This is a genomic window from Scandinavium goeteborgense, assembly GCF_003935895.2.
GTDB lineage: Bacteria > Pseudomonadota > Gammaproteobacteria > Enterobacterales > Enterobacteriaceae > Scandinavium > Scandinavium goeteborgense.
Window position 1 is genome coordinate 79,996 of sequence record NZ_CP054057.1, and the last position, 16,170, is coordinate 96,165.

A 16,170-nucleotide genomic window follows, 5' to 3' on the forward strand; every position below is an offset into this window, starting at 1 on the left:
TACGGAAAGTGAAGCATGTCAGCAAAAGCGCAATTTCTGCAAAAACTACAGGACCAGCAGCCCCGCACTGTTGCCTTTGATACGAAGGCTGAAGCCGATATTGCGGCCTTTCGCCAGCGCATAAGCCTGCTTCAGGCGTCAATGGAAACATGGCTGGCCGGAACAGAGGTCCGCACTGAAACCACAAATACATCCCTGGTTGAATTCCTGATTGGCGGCAGCGCATTTTCCGTCCCGGGTATCATCCTGCACTATCAGCAGCGGAGTATCCGGTTTACGCCCATTTTTCTGTACGGGCAGGGCGTCACCGGGTGTGTTGAAGTTTGCCTGTGCACAGCGGACAACATTCAGCCATTGTATCGCCTGTTTATGCGCAGAGGTGGGTGTGACGAGTGGACCTGGAGTCCGGCCGGGACGCTCAACGCGAAACAAGTGCAATTTGATGAAGAGGCGTTCTTTACGATGATAGCCCCTTTGCTTCCTGAGTAGCCACCGCATCTGAACCAGACTCTCCACCCTACCCACGGACGACCAGACATGCATGATCAACAACCCCGCCCGGTGCGAACCGGCGGCGACCCGCGTTCCCTGTCAGAGTTTATGGCACTGCGCGACGAGATGAGTAAGCTGACGCATCCGGCGCGCCCGGATGTCAACTGGCCGCAGGTGGAAGCCCTGTCGCTCTCCCTGTTTGAAATTAACGGTGTGGAGTTACAGACCTGCGCCTGGTACACCCTTGCGCGCACTCAGCTGGCGCGGGTCAGCGGGATGAACGAGGGGCTGACTATTCTGACTGCGCTACTGAGCCACCAGTGGGCGCAGCTCTGGCCACAGCCGGCGAATGTCCGGGCAGAGATACTCAATGGCCTGTTACAACGGTTACAGAAGTGCTTTCGCACCTTTTCACTGACACCTGCCGATGTCCCGGCCCTGGCACTGGCTGAACAGCGACTCCAGGAACTGAAGGACATTCTCCGGCGCCAGGCGCTGAGTCACGCCTGCGAGATGAATCCGCTGCTGCAGCTGATACGCAGCGCGTTAAGCCGTCTGGAGAACAGCCCACACCCAGAGGAGGCCACCGCGGGCGTGCCTGACCCGGCATTCACCCTGACGGAAGAGGCAACCACACCGACGAGTCGTCTGGTGTATGTCATCCGCAAGGAGCCTGACGTTGAGGTGCAGGTGACTGAGGACGTCCCGGTACCCCCGAAGCGCTGGCCTGTGTTTGTGGCAGGGATGGCGACCGCCCTGGTACTCAGCGCTGCCACCGTATTCGGCTGGCAGGCACTTCATCGCCCGGATGACGCCACGCAGGCGATGGCGGCGTCGGTTGCCTGGATACCGGAACCGATGACCCCGGCGCAGACTGAAGCCTTCCATGGGACAAAAAATTACCGGACGCATTCCGGGATGTGGCTGGCGCGGATGACGAACCAGGTCAACTGGATAACGACCCTGGCCCCGGGCTGGCGGCTTCGCTATGGTCAGGGAATGGTGTCGCAGGCGAAGGCACTTTGGCCGGATGACCCGGCGACCCGGGCGCTGGTCCAGCGCTGGGAACAGTATCAGTCAGCCAGAACCTTACCTGCCAGTGACCTGAACGGCTGGCATGACGGCATGATGCAACTGCGGGCGCTGTCGGCACAACTGGATGCGCTGGACAGGCAGAAAGGTAAATACCTGACGGGCAGCGAGCTGAAAACGATTGTCTGGCGCATTACGAATACCTTTGGCAGTGCTGTCCCGGTTGAAGAGCAGCTCCGGCAGCTGGTAGCACCGGCTCCGGAAGACACAGATGCGCCTCAGGCAAACACGGAGCAGGCGGCACGGCATCTGGATTCACTGATACATGTCCTGGAGCAACTAACAGTCCCGGGAGAGCAATAACGGATGTCTGATAAACACGCCCGCTATCGAAATCATTGTTCTGCCTGGAGCATCAGGGAAACTGCATTTCTCGAAAAGAATTATGGCAAACGCCCGACCCAGGAAATTGCCCGATATCTGGGAAGAAGTCTTGCTGCAGTCAGAGCAATGGCACTCAAACTTGGCATTGGCCGTAAGGGCGTCAGGCCGTGGTCGCCGGCGGAGATTGCAGTAGTGAAAAAATATTACGCTCATGGCGAGGGCATAGCCCTGGTGCGCACACTGTTGCCGCACCGGGATAAGGAGTCTGTCAGGTATCAGGCGGCGAAGGCCGGTGTCACCGATGTGCGGGAATGGCACCCCGATGCCGTCGCATTTTTGACAGCACATTATGGCGATATGCCTGTTGAGGATATTGCCGTCACGCTCAACAAAAGCGTCAGTGCTGTAAGGAACAGGGCGACAGTCCTGAAGCTTGGTAAAACGCGGGTCATGAAATGGACTCCGGAAGAGAATGCAATACTGACCACCCAGTACGGTAACTCCGATAACCTTGATGAGATTCATGCACTATTGCCTCATCGTTCCCGGCAAGCCATCTCTAAGCAGGCGACCAAATTAGGGCTAAACAGAAAGCAGGCATGGACGTCTGAAGAACACCGCATTCTTCATCAGTTTTATCCGTTATTGGGGAGAAAGGTTGTCGGGATGTTACCTGGCCGGACTATTACTGCGATTCATCGTCAGGCGGAAAAACAGGGACTGCGGCGATATGCTAAAAAAGCATGAATACTCTGGCGAGAAGTTACTCGTAGCGTCGCCAGATAAGTCACCGCAAAGTCGACAGGAAATGAGGCACGCAATACGCCGCTGGGCTGGGCCAGAATGTCGCTTAACTGTTCATGTGCCAGCCTCGCTTCATCCACAATACGCCTGCACCGCTCAAAGTAGAGCTGCCCTGCTTCAGTCAATTCAATTTTACGCGTAGTGCGGTGCAGTAGTCGTAGTCCCGTTGATTTTTCCAGCTCGCTGATACGCCGGGAAAGCGTTGAAGTGGGAATGCCGGTGTTTTCAGTAGCCCTTCGAAACCCATGCGCTTTAACGACCTCAACAAATAAAGCCATATCACTCAGATAATTTTTCATCTCATAGTCCATTAATGGAACAGTCACTTCCACTTTAACCACTTTATCCCCTTAATAAAACAGTTGATACTTGCTGCATGATAATTACCCCGAACATCGGGATCCAGCGTTCATAAGGATTCAATAATGACTAACATTTTTACACCTGTGACTTTAGGTCGCTTTACTTTGAAAAATCGCCTTGTCATGGCACCGATGACGCGTTCACGTGCCAATATTGATGGAACACCCGGAGAGTTGGCCGCATTGTATTATTCCCAGCGGGCAAGTATGGGACTGATTATTGCGGAAGGAACACAACCCTCTGACGATGGACAGGGATATCTGACCACGCCTGGCATTTATACTGAGGCGCAGGTTGTCGGCTGGAAAAAAGTCACAGAAGCTGTTCATCAAAAAGGCGGGCATTTCTTTATCCAGCTCATGCATGCCGGACGTATGTCTCACCCGGACAATACGCCACACCATCGTCAGGGGGTTGCACCGTCTGCGATTGCGCCAGGTACACAGATGTTCACTGTCTCAGGCATGCAGGACATTCCCGAGCCACGCGAACTTAGCACTGCCGAAATTCGGCAAACTGTTGAAGATTTTCGTTTTGCAGCTCGCAGGGCGATTGAAGCGGGTGCTGACGGTGTTGAAATTCATGGGGCTAATGCGTATCTGATCCAGCAGTTTCTTGCCCTGAGTGCCAATTCCCGCACGGATGAGTATGGTGGATCCATAGAGAACCGCGCTCGCTTTGCAATAGAAGTCGCTCAGGCTGTTTCTGAGGAGATTGGCGCAGACCGTACCGGGATCCGACTGTCTCCGGGTTTGAACTTATGGGGAATCGAAGAAGGCCCAGAATGTGCCGACCTGTATCACTACCTTGTTACCGAACTGAATAAACTGGGCCTTGCATATTTGCATATCATGCACCAGGGAAATGAACCTCTTCTGAATGACCTTCGCCAGCGCTGGACAGGCACGCTAATCCTTAATCGCCCTGGGCGTCCACGTGATGATATCGGTCAGGACGTTCACTCTGGCATGGCTGAGCTTGAATCTTATGGCGCGATGGCCCTGGCAAATCCAGATTTTGTTGAGCGCCTGAAAGTACATGCAGCCATGAATGAGGCGCATCCTGAAGGATTTTTTGGCGGCACGGATAAGTACTACACCGATTATCCGTTTCTTGCTGGTAAAAAAATCTGAGTTCTTAAGGCGCACTCTGAACCGTTTTACATATTGTCCAAATTGTACGCACCGCTAAAACGCGCTCAGGGCGTTTCTGACGGATAACCGGTAAAGAGGCAACAAACCACCCGAAAATCCGCCAGAAACGCACAGGCAGCATTTTACCCCTCTGCATGACTATTCAGGTAAATGAATCCGTCCCGGATTCATCCTGATTTGTCCCTGTCAGCCTTCTGTCTGTAAGCGTCCAGCTACTGCCGTCTGTGATTCTGGTTCCGGGATCGTTAGGTTAGAGCTCCTTCTAAATCAGATGGAGTTCTATTCATGGAAAATGCTGCTGACTGGCGAACTGAATCCCGTACTAGGGCATCGCCTTGGGCGATCAGTTGCAGCAATCAAAGGCATGGCTCAGAAATTGGGCTGCTGTTAGAAAAGATCGCCTGGCTGGAGCGAGGCCGAAAAAAGAGGTAATGCCTATGTGGCAGGAATGGTTTTGCAAAATTGCAATGAAAATGCCATTAAATCCTTAAGTATCAATCATATAACAAAGGGCGCTTAATAAACATTATGTTAAATCATGCTTTGGGAGAGCATAAAGGATGGGATTCGTTGTGTGCTACGTGAAGCCTGACCTCAGTTGCCCACGGCAAATTGCAGATTTCACGCAGCGCACGCTTACGTCACTTCTACCCTACTCGCTTACGACCACTACTCTGCGTTGAGTAAGGTTTCCGCCGTCTCTTTCACGTTCGTCAGCAGGACGATGGCATCCTCCAGACAAACGGTTGGATTCAGCAGCGTCATCTTCAGGCACGTTACGCCGTCTGCTTTCGTTACCCAACGTTGACGCTCCCGGATGCCAGCAGAACATTACTGACACGCTGGTTCAGCAATACGACAAATGAGCTAAATACGTTGGAATTTCTGACTTCCCTCTCGTTTATCAGTTTGCTTCGCTCTTCACCTATCTTCAGGATGGACATGATCTGGCTGTCGGTAAAACGTGATTTTTTCATAGAGAACCCCCCTGTTCAGATTACGAGAAAATTCTACTTCTAAACACACCGGTTTTTCGGGGGGACTACCGCTTCCATCATATCCTGCCGTTTTAACATGGTTAATTTCCACTCAGTTATCGTTGGCATACATTCGAAACGGCTGCAAGCTGAAACGGGAAATTAGCGGCTGTATGCGCGGTAATTTCGCTGATGAATAACGGGGGGGGATAAAAACACCAAGATATATGTTTAAGTTTTCGTGAAGTAAATAACCACCACAGGAATTTATTTTATATTCCCCGCGGGAATTCAAGTCCATTATTACACGTAGAGCGATGTCACACTTCTGGTCGTTATTTGCGACATAGAATCATACCAGTGTTATTTTTCAGGAGCAGTAGAACCTCCTGTATTTTCCATTATTCGTTTGTGGAATCCCCACCCTTATCGTTGCTGGAACAGTGATAAGGGTTTTTTTCGTGCTTTTCAGCGAATTCCTGAACCAGAGATACAGCCTCAAAAACGACAAAACCCCGCCAAAGCGAGGTTTCTCTTAACTGGAGCGGTCAGCGGGAATCGAACCCGCATCATCAGCTTGGAAGGCTGAGGTAATAGCCATTATACGATGACCGCATTTGGTGCCGACTACCGGAATCGAACTGGTGACCTACTGATTACAAGTCAGTTGCTCTACCTACTGAGCTAAGTCGGCATTGTTTATTAAAACATATTAAAATATAAAAAAGACCCGGCTGACACCGGGTTAAGTATGAATTATATGCTATTTAGCACTTTCAAATGCTTCGGGCGAATTGTAGTATAAAAAACCTGAATTAGTCAGCATCAGAAACGCACTTTCAGGAGTCCATTTCAGGACCGTTTTTTATTCAAAGATGGTCCCATAGGTTTCAACAGTGCGGAAGTATTAATAAATGAACAGAATAATTGGATCAGATACCACATACATATACCGGCTTTGTTGAATAAATCAGTGATGGTTGCTATGGTGGACAAGACCGGCAAGCTGGTACCCGAGCAGAAAGGTGCACGTATAATCACGCCTTGCCCTGCGCTGATCCGTAAAGGACTGGACGTGGATAAAGTCATATCAATGATGTCTGTCATCTTCACCACGTGGGATTACCGTCACGGTAACTACTACTAGGGGCGCGGAAAACCAAGATTATCACCTCTGATACATGGTCAGTTAAATATGCTTGGGCATTATAAGTTTTCGTTACCTGAAGATATTTTGAACGTAAGCGTACAGCGAGAATCGTATTGACGAACGAGGGCTACTCAGTTGGTAGTAAGATGCGCCATGGCAACAGTTCGCTGACCCGCTTTATCGGCCAGTCAGCAATAACGTCAAGGACATAGCGGAAGTAGCCTTCTGGATCCACATCGTTCAGTTTGCACGTTCCGATCAAGCTGTACAGCAGCGCTCCCCTCTCACCACCGTGGTCAGAGCCGAAGAACAGGAAGTTTTTTCGACCCAGGTGACTATCCTCAGGGCTTTTTCGGCCAGGTTGTTATCCGCCTTCACCCAGCCATCCTCCGCATAGTACGTCAGCGCTGACCACTGGTTCAGGGCATAGACGAACGCCTTCGCCAGTTCTGAGTGTCGCGACAGGGTTTTCATCTTTTCGCGCAGCCAGCTCTCCATGGATTTCAGAAGCGTCTCGTTTTAAGCTGACGTTTTGCATGCCGCTGCTCTGCCGGTATTTCTCTTATATCCACCTCGATGGCATACAACTCGTTGAATCCGGCGTATGCATCTGCCTGAAGCACTCCGCTGAAGCCCGCGATATTTCTTACTGGCGGTACCCATTCTGAATTATCAGACGCTATTTGAATTAGCGGCGGGTTGGAGAAAGGGTAATTCTGATAGTGAAGTGACCCTGACCCAAAATCCTGCTCTATTCAGAAACAGAATTCCGGCATGATAATGACTCCCCTGAACGGAGGATGTGCCGATGAAAAAGTCACGATTCACTGAAGAGCAGATTGTTTTTGCCCTGAAGCAGGCTGAACTGGGTACGTCAGTGCCGGACGTCTGCCGCAAGCTGGGTATTTCTGATGCCACGTTCTATACGTGGCGTAAAAAATACGGTGGCATTTCTCCTTCGGAGCTGAAGCATATGCGGCAACTGGAGGAGGAAAATCTGCGGCTGAAGAAGCTGGTTGCCGATCTGAGCCTCGACAAGGCCATGCTGCAGGATGTGCTGGCAAAAAAGAGCTGACGCAGGCACGCCTGCGCAAATGGGTCAGAGATTTGCAGGCCCGTTACGGTGCCAGTGAGAGACAGGTCTGTTTTGCGCTGCGGGTCAGCCGCAGCTCTTTTCGTTATCGTTCTGTGGCCGCCGACGACAGCGCACTGCGGCTACGCATCCGTGAGATAACTGAAACCCGGGGTCATCACGGGTACCGCCGGGTACACGTGATGCTCAGGCGGGAATGCTGGCGCGATAACAACAAAAGAATCTACCGCCTCTACTGTGAACAGGGTCTGTCGCTGCGCCTCAAATGGCCACGCCGCAATAAATCGGCCCAGCGCCGCCAGCCACAGCCTCAGGGTCTGTATCCGAATCACGTCTGGGGCATGGATTTTGTCTCTGATGCGTTGTTTGACGGGCGACGACTGCGCCTGCTGACGGTTATCGACCTGTACACCCGCGAATGCCTGGGGATCTGCGTGGGGCAGAATCTGCGTTCAACAGAAGTGGCAGAAATGCTGAACAGCATAGCGCTCAGACGGCCTTTACCTCAGTTACTGAAAACCGATAATGGTTCTGAATTTGCAGGGAAAATGCTGGACAGATGGGTGTATGAAAGAGGCATCAGAATCGATTTCTCACGCCCGGGAACATCGACGGACAATGCGACGGTGGAGTCCTTCAACGGCAGGTTACGGCAGGAATGTCTGAACGAGAACTGGTTCATGTCTCTGGAGGATGCACAGTGCAAAATCGAGGCCTGGCGCATACACTATAACCAGAGACGTCCCCATTCTGCGCTGGGCTGGATGACCCCATCAGAATTTGCTGAGAAGTCTGCCGGTTGCCAGAATACACAACCAACATGAAGCCGGTTATTCCTGATTATGACTGGATCATATTCGGGGTCATGGATCCGATATTACTAATTGAGCGTTGTATCTAATCCTGGGGCAAGTCAGCAGTCCGGTAGTAGACCTATTTGCATTTTTTCTCTAATTCTATTTCTTATGTTATAAAATCCCGTAGGAGCTCCTGCGTTGTTATGATATTCACTTAACATTGATACTAAGAGAAGAATATGACTTTCAAAAAAAACAAAGCTGGTAATTATACATTCCCAATTACCAAAATACAGTTTACTTCTGATACCGGCATGGTTGAAGTTATCGCATTTGATTCGATGCATAAAGTGGTATACACGTTACCGGCTGATGACAATGAAAAAATTGTCTCAACACTTGGCGCGGCGACCAATGCTCTTCTCAATAATGCTTATGAGGTTTGGTTGATTACTGACGAACTTCCAACAACAGATGGTGCTAAGGTTACTGGTGCAGTAATTATTACTCAGGATATTCACGTCTGAATTCAGAACTAAATTTTTTTTCATTTGCGCATCTGTGTTGTTCTGAAGTGAGAATATCATCTCTGTACAGGCGGCCAAATTCAGTAAATCACTTAATGACTCTACCGATATCCAAACTGAACCCTACCAGACCGAAAATCAGGCGCGGCTACAGGAATTTGAACTGCCGATTAAAACGCAGACGATCGCCATTTCTCAGATGTGGCATCCCCAAATGGAGACGGATACGGCGCATCGCTGGCTGAAACAAACAGTTCTGGCAGTGTGTCTTGAGCCATGTTCTGAGTAACGCGGGGAATTTCAGGTTAAAACCTAGGGCAGCTCCGCAGGTGTTTAACCTGAATGGGCTAACTAGTTAATGTCTGATTTCAGCGTGCTGGCATCGCTATGAACGGTATTTGCTTTTTCTTTCGCGTTGCTGACTTTCGCATCGACAGAATCTTTCTTTGCCGCAATGTCGCTATCACCGACGGCATCTTTCGCCATTTTCTTCGCATCACAGTTACCGGAAATGCCTACGGAAGCGTCCATTGCGGCATTGCGGGCCGCTTTGTGAGCGGTACATTCAGCGTGTGCGCCCAGTGCAGTAAACAGTAAACCCACACAAATCAGAGCTTTTACTTTCATTTTATATTCCTAACGTTAATCAAATTTTCCTCGACACCATAGAGGGGCGGAATGTTTGAAACAAGTCTCATTTTACTACCCGTCATGATTGACTGAGTTGAAGCACGTATTTTTTGCGAGGTGTTACAGCGTTAATCAATGCAGGGGTAGTAAGCGAGAACCGACCAGAATTTGGTCGCTTCCGTAACAAAATCGAGTGGTGCACTTCATGAACAATCGATGTTTTTGACTCGCAAAAGGAATTGTTTTAACGGTGAATCAATTTCCAAATGCATTATTTATAGATGAAATCTCTAATGTGGTTGTATATTTTGACCCTTAGTGAAATGAATAAATAAATGAGAAATAATATAGCAATAAGGTGGATGTTATTTTTCTTATATCCCCCTAGTATTTATTAAATGCTAGGGGTTTCCCCACTTGGTAGTTAATAATCAAGCACTGCCCTGGTTTTGTTGGAAAGGGCGTCGTATACACCTTCAGCCATTGCCTGCATTTCGTCTTCCCCGGCAAAAACAATAAAGTTCGGAGTCAAGAAATGAATACGTTCGCGAATTTTCTCCACGATAAATCGGCTATGAGCGATGCCACCAGTCAAGATGACTCCGTCGACCTCACCATTAAGCACCGCCGCACAGGCACCAATTTCCTTGGCGATTTGCAGAGCCATCGCGGAGAGCACCTGTTCTGCCTCTTTATCGCCAGCGTCAACCAGATTTTCGACGACACGCATATCTTTGGTGCCAAGATAGGCATATACCCCGCCTTCGCCGATGATTTTGCGATACATCTCATCGTAGGAATATTGCCCTGAGTAGCACATATCGATAAGCGCGAGCGGGGGAACACCGCCCGATCGTTCAGGCGAAAAAGGGCCATCGCCGCCCAATGCGGCATTGACGTCAACGACTTTTCCCTTACGGTGTGCGCCTACACTGATCCCGCCGCCGAGATGCGCGACAATCAGATTCAGAGAGTCGTAGTCGCACTCTCTTTCTTTGGCATAACGCCTGGCGACGGCTTTCTGGTTTAACGGATGAAAGCTCCTTACGCGGGATATCTCAGGTACTCCTGATAGCCGGGCAATATCGTCGTATTCATCAACGACCACCGGGTCAACGGTGTAAGCCACGGCATCTTTACGAACGGATTGAGCCAGGTCATGCGCCAGAATTCCGCCTAAATTAGAGGCATGTTCACCGTTCAAACCGATTGCGGCATCATCTAAATAAGCATCGTTGATCCGATATACGCCGCTCTTTAACGGACGAACCAAACCACCCCGACCGACAAAGTGATCGATGTCAGCTAGCGCAATATCATGATGTTTCAATACATTCAGAATGGCCCGTTGGCGAAACTGCCTCTGCTCAATCACACTTCTGAATCCGAAAAGCGTCGATACCGGGTGATTCAGGGTGACATTAAACAGCGCAGTAGTGTTTTCAAACAGCGCAACTTTCGTCGACGTCGAACCCGGATTAATCGCCAGGATTTTCATGCGGATCTCCCTGTCGGGCAAACAGCAATGGCACAAGCCATTGCATAGAATTTTGTTTCGGAGGTGTCAGAACGCGAAGGGAAAACGACAGGGGCGCAGGTGCCAAGAATTAAGCTTGCCCCACTCGTCTCGCCGAATAACGTCATGGTTTTATAAAAGGCATTCGCGCTGTTGATATCTGGGAATAAAACCAGGTCAGCATCACCACCCACTTCTGATTCCAATTGCTTATGCCAACAAGAGGATTTGCTGAATGCCAAATCAATGGATAAAGGGCCATCCACCACGCACTCAGCGATTTCATTGCGCCGATTCATCATGCTTAACATTGCTGCATCGGTAGTGGCTGGAATGGCCTCTTTAACGTTTTCTGTCGCAGCGATAACCGCAACTTTGGGGTTTTTAATCCCTAACTGATGAAAAACGGTTACTGATTGCTGGATCATCATTTTCTTTTGCGCCAGCGTAGGGGATATATTGATCCCCGAATCGGTAAACGCCATCAACTTGTGATAGCGTGGGCTTTCAAGAAACGCAATTTGGCTGATCAGCCCCGATCCACGCAACCCTGTTTCTTTATGCAAAATGGCCCTCAGATAAATTGCGCTATCCACCAGGCCACGCATCAACAGGTCGGCTTTGCCTTCTTTAACCAGTGCAACCGCTTTTGCACAGGAAAGTGCCAGGTCCGGTTGGTGAAAAATTTCATACTCACTAATGTCAAATTCGAGAAGGTCTGCCAGTTTGGTTATTTTTTCTTTGTCACCGACCAATACCGGCGTCCCTAATTCGGCCTGAACGAGGTGCTTGAGAGCATCCAGAGTATAAAGGTCTTCAGCGGCCGCAACGGCAATTCGTTTCTTACCGTTTTTTTTTGCGAGCGTAACAAATTGTTCCAGTGATTTAAGCATACTTACGCCTTATTAAATACGATTGAAAATGGGCTTAATCCATAATCAGTACATATGTTGACCGCCATTAATAGAGAAGTCAGCACCCGTAATAAACGCGGCGTTGTCGCTGACCAGATATGCGATCAGTGAAGCGACTTCTTCTGGTTTTCCGAAACGACCCGCAGGAATGTCTTTCTGGATGTTTTCTCGGATATTTTCAGGAACTGCTCGCATCATTTCAGTATCGATATAACCAGGGGAAACGGTATTAACGGTGATATTCTTTTTGGCGACTTCTTGAGCCAGTGCTTTGGTAAAGCCATGTACCCCGGCCTTACTGGCGGAATAGTTGACTTGTCCAAACTGACCTTTCTGACCATTAATAGACGATACATTGATCACTCGGCCATGGTGGCGGTCAAGCATAGTGTCCATCACCGCGCGGGTCATATTAAATAAACCATTCAGATTAGTATCAATGACCGAACTCCACTCAAGTTTACTCATTTTTCTGAAGGTGGTGTCACGCGTAATACCGGCATTATTAATCAGGACATCAATTTGACCATGTTTCTGCTGTACGCTTTCCACCAGCGAACAGCACATATCCAGGTCGGTAATGTCACAGGCGACCGTTTCGATATTTGTTAAACCGTCATGATGTAATTCATCGACCCATTGCTTACTGCGAGCCGGATTGGTCGCAACGGCAACCACGTGATAATTATCTTCAAGTAATTTCCGAGAAATAGCTGCACCAATACCGCGGGTACCACCCGTTACAATCGCAATTTTTTTCATCATAATTCCAGAATTTAAATATATTTAAGCACTAATAAAAAATCAGTTTCTTTCGAGCGTGATGGCAATCCCCATGCCACCCCCAATGCACAATGTCGCTAATCCTTTTTTTGCCTGCCGTCTTTCCATTTCGTACAGTAGAGAGACTAGGATTCTGGCACCGGAAGCACCAATTGGATGCCCTAATGCAATGGCTCCCCCGTTGACATTCACCCGTAAAGGATCCCACTCCATGGCTCGGTTGACATAAATTGCCTGGGCGGCGAAAGCCTCGTTGGACTCAATCAAATCAAGGTCATTCACTTGCCAGCCACTTTTCGCAAGCACGCGTCGAGAAGCTTCTACCGGACCGGTGCCCATGATTTGTGGATCAACCCCAGCGGTCGCGCATGCCTTGATACGGGCCAAAGGCCTAAGCCCTAATTTTTTAGCCATACGGCCTGATGAAATCAACAGCATCGATGCACCATCATTCACACCTGAAGCGTTACCTGCAGTGACGGAACCCTCAGCTTTAAAAGCAGGTTTCAACTGAGCAAGTTGTTCAAGCGTTGTCTTGGGGCGGGGGTATTCATCTTGAGCAAAACGTTCGGTCTGCCCACGTTTGACAGGAACAGAAATGGGGACAATTTCATCAATAAATTTGCCATCCTGCATGGCTGCAACAGTTTTATATTGCGATTCCACGGCAAACGAATCTTGCTCTGCGCGCGAAATGCCAAACTGCTGTGCTATATTTTCTGCTGTAATTCCCATCGAGTAATGATGAAATGCATCGGTTAGACCATCTTTTAGCAGCGAGTCATCCATCACCCACTGTCCCATTTTTACGCCATTTCGAGACCCTCGAAGAATATGTGGCGCAAGACTCATATTTTCCTGACCCCCCGCAATGATTAACTCTGCGTCACCGTTACGAATCGCTTGATACGCTAGCTGCACCGCTTTTAAACCTGAGCCACACACTTTATTAATGGTCAAGGCAGAGACAACTTCCGGTAATCCCGCTTCGATACTGGTCTGACGAGCGGGGTTTTGGCCTGCGCCAGCAGTTAGGACCTGTCCGATGATCACTTCATCAATGTGTTTTGGGTCAATCGCTAACCGCTGCATGATATCGGAAACAACCGCTGCACCTATTGTTGTGGCGGGTATCTTGGATAATGCGCCATTTAACATACCAATTGCGGTGCGCGCAGCATCTAAAATAACAACGTCATTGTCTTGCATTACATTTTCTCTCCGTTGTAAAAATGTGACCGATTGGATCGGTTAGAGTTTTCATGCTTGTCAGTACGAGTGGCATTTTCGTATAAAACATCAGTATGCTTCAGGAAAATCTTTCAGAATAGAAATTAACTTGCCTTTTTCCATATGCACGTACCCACCCTTCTTTATTGACAAGATAATGGCGGAGACACCACTTCGCGCCAATCCTGTTTTCTTAGTAATGTAATTACAGACATTCACCCTTGATTTTTTTTCGGCAGGCAAACCATTAATTTCTTGTAAGTTTAGCTTTACTAGTTCATAGGCAGAGTGATTGATATTATCAATGTTTATGCGTAGCAAACATGCCATGTTGTAAGCTTGCACGCGCATGGCATCAATGAGCAGGTCATTATCTTTAAGAATGGAGAATGCTTTGGCAGGGGCAATACACAAAACTTGAGCGTCTCTTTCGGCAACAACATAAATTTCTTCTGAGGGGGTAAAAGAACCGGGGGTTAATAACATATTTGCAATCCCCATAATATAGGGAGCTTCGGCGACAGCTATAAGAAGGTTGTCACAAGACCTATATATTTCAAAAACACCACTACTAAGACAACACACATTACCGCTGATCCTGGAAGTAGTGGTTGTATATTTTTCGTTCATGCGCGGTGAGATCATTTCTTTTGCATGTGGCAAAAATGATTCAATAAGCGACAACATACTACCGATTGGTTTTTTGATCATTTTTACGCTCATGCGCCCCTCACCAATTCATATTTTATCTTAATTATTAAGGCGCTTTTATTAAATGAATATAATTTTCTGTATATTTCACTTTTAATGTCCAATCACCACTTAGAACATATTACAAGCATATGTAGCATGGCTTGTTGACAACAAGCTTATAACCTAAAATATAAATGTCAAACTCCTATAGTGGACTTGGATTTAGCTAACTAATTGGCCAGGGATAATATTTTTTGGCAAAACTGGACATTTACTATTCGCGCATGAAGTATTAGATTTCTTGCCATAGCAACTAGCAACTAGCAACTAGCAACTAGCAACAGCGATGATGGGGAGCATATGGAATATTACGTTACTGCTATCGAGATACTCATACACCATTTGAATGGTGACTTTTATGCTGTGTGTGATGCGTTACTGTTGTCACCTGAAGAAGTACATAAAATCAAACCGCTGCTCAGCGACACCGTCAGGAAAATGATTCCGGATGGAAACTAAAATAAACGGTTAGTGAGCCAATTCCATTTGAATATTCTCATCAGATTATGGTGCATTAACTGTAAGTGACGCTTAAAAATCCCTTACTTGAACCGACTTTAAAGCCGCTTACCCTAGACATGATTATTGATGTACCGCCATTGCCCGGATGCATACGAGGTTGCACCTCCTACCGCTCTTTAAGTGCTAGCGCAATCGGGCAATGAATTGGCTAGCCGGTAATAGCGACCCCAAAACGATCCATGATCAATGACACTTGATAGCTATCAAAATTTACGCCTCATAAATCAACACTCATCCATATTATCCAGCTGCGGTGGGGCGAAAAATTTAGCCCAGTATAGGGCCTAGTAAACCCTGTCCCTCTGCCGTTCATCCGGGTCACGCTCGCCCCGGCCAGAGCCAGATGACCCTTCTGCAAGTGCTGCGTCGACTCTGCAGACGAACTTCTCATTATCATAGTCGTGCCAACCCTCGTGCTGATAGCGCAGCAAGTATGAGGAACGCTGTGAGTGAAAGCCACCTAGTCGTCGCTTCAGTTACGGCTGCATGCACGCCTTCGTAGTGCTGTCCTCAGCAAACGTAACGGTTGCAAAGGGGCCGTTCATAGGTGATTTTCTGTGCAAAGTATTTATCGGTGCTCTGCATAATCTCAGCTACGGTATGATCAGCCTATCTTCTGAATAAGGTGAGAATTTATTGTTAACGAATGGAATGGACTTCCTCAGGATATGAACCTAATTTAATATCTTATAATGATGGTGTAAACATAACCCAGAGGGATTCGTTATGACTATCTACGCCACTGTCAGGTTGTGATTTTTCTTACGTTCGAGCATGCAAATGGTGTACATAATAGTTCAGCTTTGGACACAGAAAAAATCAACCACGTAGTGCGGGGGATAGGCAAGAGTATTTTGGTTGAAAAGTAGTCTAGTTGTGATTTGTTTTCAGTTTTCCAAGCAGACCCTGAAATCAGTAATCAACGCGAACGGTTACTCAGAAGCGTGGTCATTTATTACAATTCAGCTCTGCTTTCGCGACTGCTACAGAACTACCCCGGTAATCCTAGAGACGTCACTCATTGCGAGATGTAACCAGGATGACAAAAC

General features: G+C 48.2%; 12 protein-coding genes, 2 tRNA genes and 4 pseudogenes. 7 read left to right on the top strand and 11 right to left on the bottom strand.

What is annotated here, in order from left to right:
• Positions 1–15: 15 nt before the first annotated feature.
• Genes A8O29_RS00410 through A8O29_RS00420 form a run of 3 tightly spaced genes read left to right on the top strand, consistent with a single transcriptional unit; the run spans position 16 to position 2,655 of the window.
• Positions 16–489 (top strand): hypothetical protein, encoded by a 474-nt coding sequence (locus A8O29_RS00410; protein ID WP_125354382.1) that lies wholly within the window; start codon positions 16–18, stop codon positions 487–489.
• Between the two features lie 48 nt (positions 490–537).
• Positions 538–1,887 carry a VasL domain-containing protein gene (locus tag A8O29_RS00415; protein ID WP_125354383.1) on the top strand — a complete coding sequence of 450 codons (1,350 nt, stop codon included), beginning with the start codon at positions 538–540 and terminating at the stop codon, positions 1,885–1,887.
• Between the two features lie 3 nt (positions 1,888–1,890).
• Complete coding sequence (locus A8O29_RS00420) at positions 1,891–2,655, top strand: hypothetical protein (RefSeq protein ID WP_125354384.1); 765 nt, start codon at positions 1,891–1,893, stop codon at positions 2,653–2,655.
• Between the two features lie 23 nt (positions 2,656–2,678).
• Here the strand turns inward: A8O29_RS00420 and A8O29_RS00425 are convergent.
• Positions 2,679–3,011 (bottom strand): annotated as a pseudogene (locus tag A8O29_RS00425) (LysR family transcriptional regulator); the annotation flags it as partial.
• Positions 3,012–3,137: 126 nt separating this feature from the next.
• Here A8O29_RS00425 and A8O29_RS00430 point away from each other — a divergent pair.
• The gene (locus tag A8O29_RS00430) at positions 3,138–4,208 is read left to right on the top strand and encodes an alkene reductase (RefSeq protein WP_125354385.1); all 1,071 of its coding nucleotides are present in this window, start codon (positions 3,138–3,140) and stop codon (positions 4,206–4,208) included.
• A 690-nt stretch (positions 4,209–4,898) separates the two neighbouring features.
• On the opposite strand, the pseudogene A8O29_RS00435 reads toward A8O29_RS00430, so the two are convergent.
• The 3 genes and pseudogenes from A8O29_RS00435 to A8O29_RS00445 all read right to left on the bottom strand — a co-directional run.
• A pseudogene (locus tag A8O29_RS00435) lies at positions 4,899–5,095 on the bottom strand (aspartate aminotransferase family protein); the annotation flags it as partial.
• A gap of 651 nt (positions 5,096–5,746) precedes the next feature.
• A tRNA-Gly gene (locus A8O29_RS00440) sits at positions 5,747–5,821 on the bottom strand.
• A 3-nt stretch (positions 5,822–5,824) separates the two neighbouring features.
• Positions 5,825–5,900, bottom strand: a tRNA-Thr gene (locus A8O29_RS00445).
• A 273-nt stretch (positions 5,901–6,173) separates the two neighbouring features.
• Between A8O29_RS00445 and A8O29_RS00450 the strand changes: the two are divergent.
• Positions 6,174–6,353, top strand: a pseudogene (locus A8O29_RS00450) (translation factor (SUA5)); the annotation flags it as partial.
• A 130-nt stretch (positions 6,354–6,483) separates the two neighbouring features.
• On the opposite strand, the pseudogene A8O29_RS00455 reads toward A8O29_RS00450, so the two are convergent.
• Positions 6,484–7,033 (bottom strand): annotated as a pseudogene (locus A8O29_RS00455) (IS66 family transposase); the annotation flags it as partial.
• A gap of 131 nt (positions 7,034–7,164) precedes the next feature.
• Between A8O29_RS00455 and A8O29_RS00460 the strand changes: the two are divergent.
• Together A8O29_RS00460 and A8O29_RS00465 are read left to right on the top strand one after the other, a co-directional pair.
• A protein-coding gene (locus tag A8O29_RS00460) for an IS3 family transposase (protein WP_125352770.1) occupies positions 7,165–8,273 on the top strand; the annotation gives its coding sequence in 2 pieces (ribosomal slippage) (positions 7,165–7,426 and positions 7,426–8,273; 1,110 coding nt in all).
• Between the two features lie 212 nt (positions 8,274–8,485).
• Positions 8,486–8,773 carry a hypothetical protein gene (locus A8O29_RS00465; protein WP_125352772.1) on the top strand — a complete coding sequence of 96 codons (288 nt, stop codon included), beginning with the start codon at positions 8,486–8,488 and terminating at the stop codon, positions 8,771–8,773.
• 351 nt (positions 8,774–9,124) lie between these two features.
• On the opposite strand, the gene A8O29_RS00470 is transcribed toward A8O29_RS00465, so the two are convergent.
• From A8O29_RS00470 to A8O29_RS00495, 6 genes are all read right to left on the bottom strand, one after another.
• Entirely contained in the window at positions 9,125–9,400 is a 276-nt protein-coding gene (locus A8O29_RS00470) for a hypothetical protein (protein WP_125352773.1), read from the bottom strand.
• Positions 9,401–9,827: 427 nt separating this feature from the next.
• On the bottom strand, positions 9,828–10,901 hold the full coding sequence (gene buk / locus A8O29_RS00475) for a butyrate kinase (protein ID WP_125352775.1): 1,074 nt from the start codon (positions 10,899–10,901) through the stop codon (positions 9,828–9,830).
• A complete protein-coding gene (locus A8O29_RS00480) occupies positions 10,898–11,812 on the bottom strand; it encodes a phosphate acyltransferase (protein ID WP_125352777.1) in 915 nt (304 codons plus the stop codon). The genes buk and A8O29_RS00480 overlap by 4 nt, the downstream gene beginning before the upstream one ends.
• A 45-nt stretch (positions 11,813–11,857) precedes the next feature.
• Entirely contained in the window at positions 11,858–12,595 is a 738-nt protein-coding gene (locus A8O29_RS00485) for a beta-ketoacyl-ACP reductase (protein WP_125352779.1), read from the bottom strand.
• Positions 12,596–12,637: 42 nt separating this feature from the next.
• Positions 12,638–13,825, bottom strand: coding sequence for an acetyl-CoA C-acetyltransferase (locus A8O29_RS00490; protein ID WP_125352781.1), 1,188 nt, complete (start codon positions 13,823–13,825; stop codon positions 12,638–12,640).
• Positions 13,826–13,915: 90 nt separating this feature from the next.
• Positions 13,916–14,557 carry a helix-turn-helix domain-containing protein gene (locus A8O29_RS00495; RefSeq protein ID WP_168713832.1) on the bottom strand — a complete coding sequence of 214 codons (642 nt, stop codon included), beginning with the start codon at positions 14,555–14,557 and terminating at the stop codon, positions 13,916–13,918.
• Between the last annotated feature and the right edge of the window lie 1,613 nt (positions 14,558–16,170).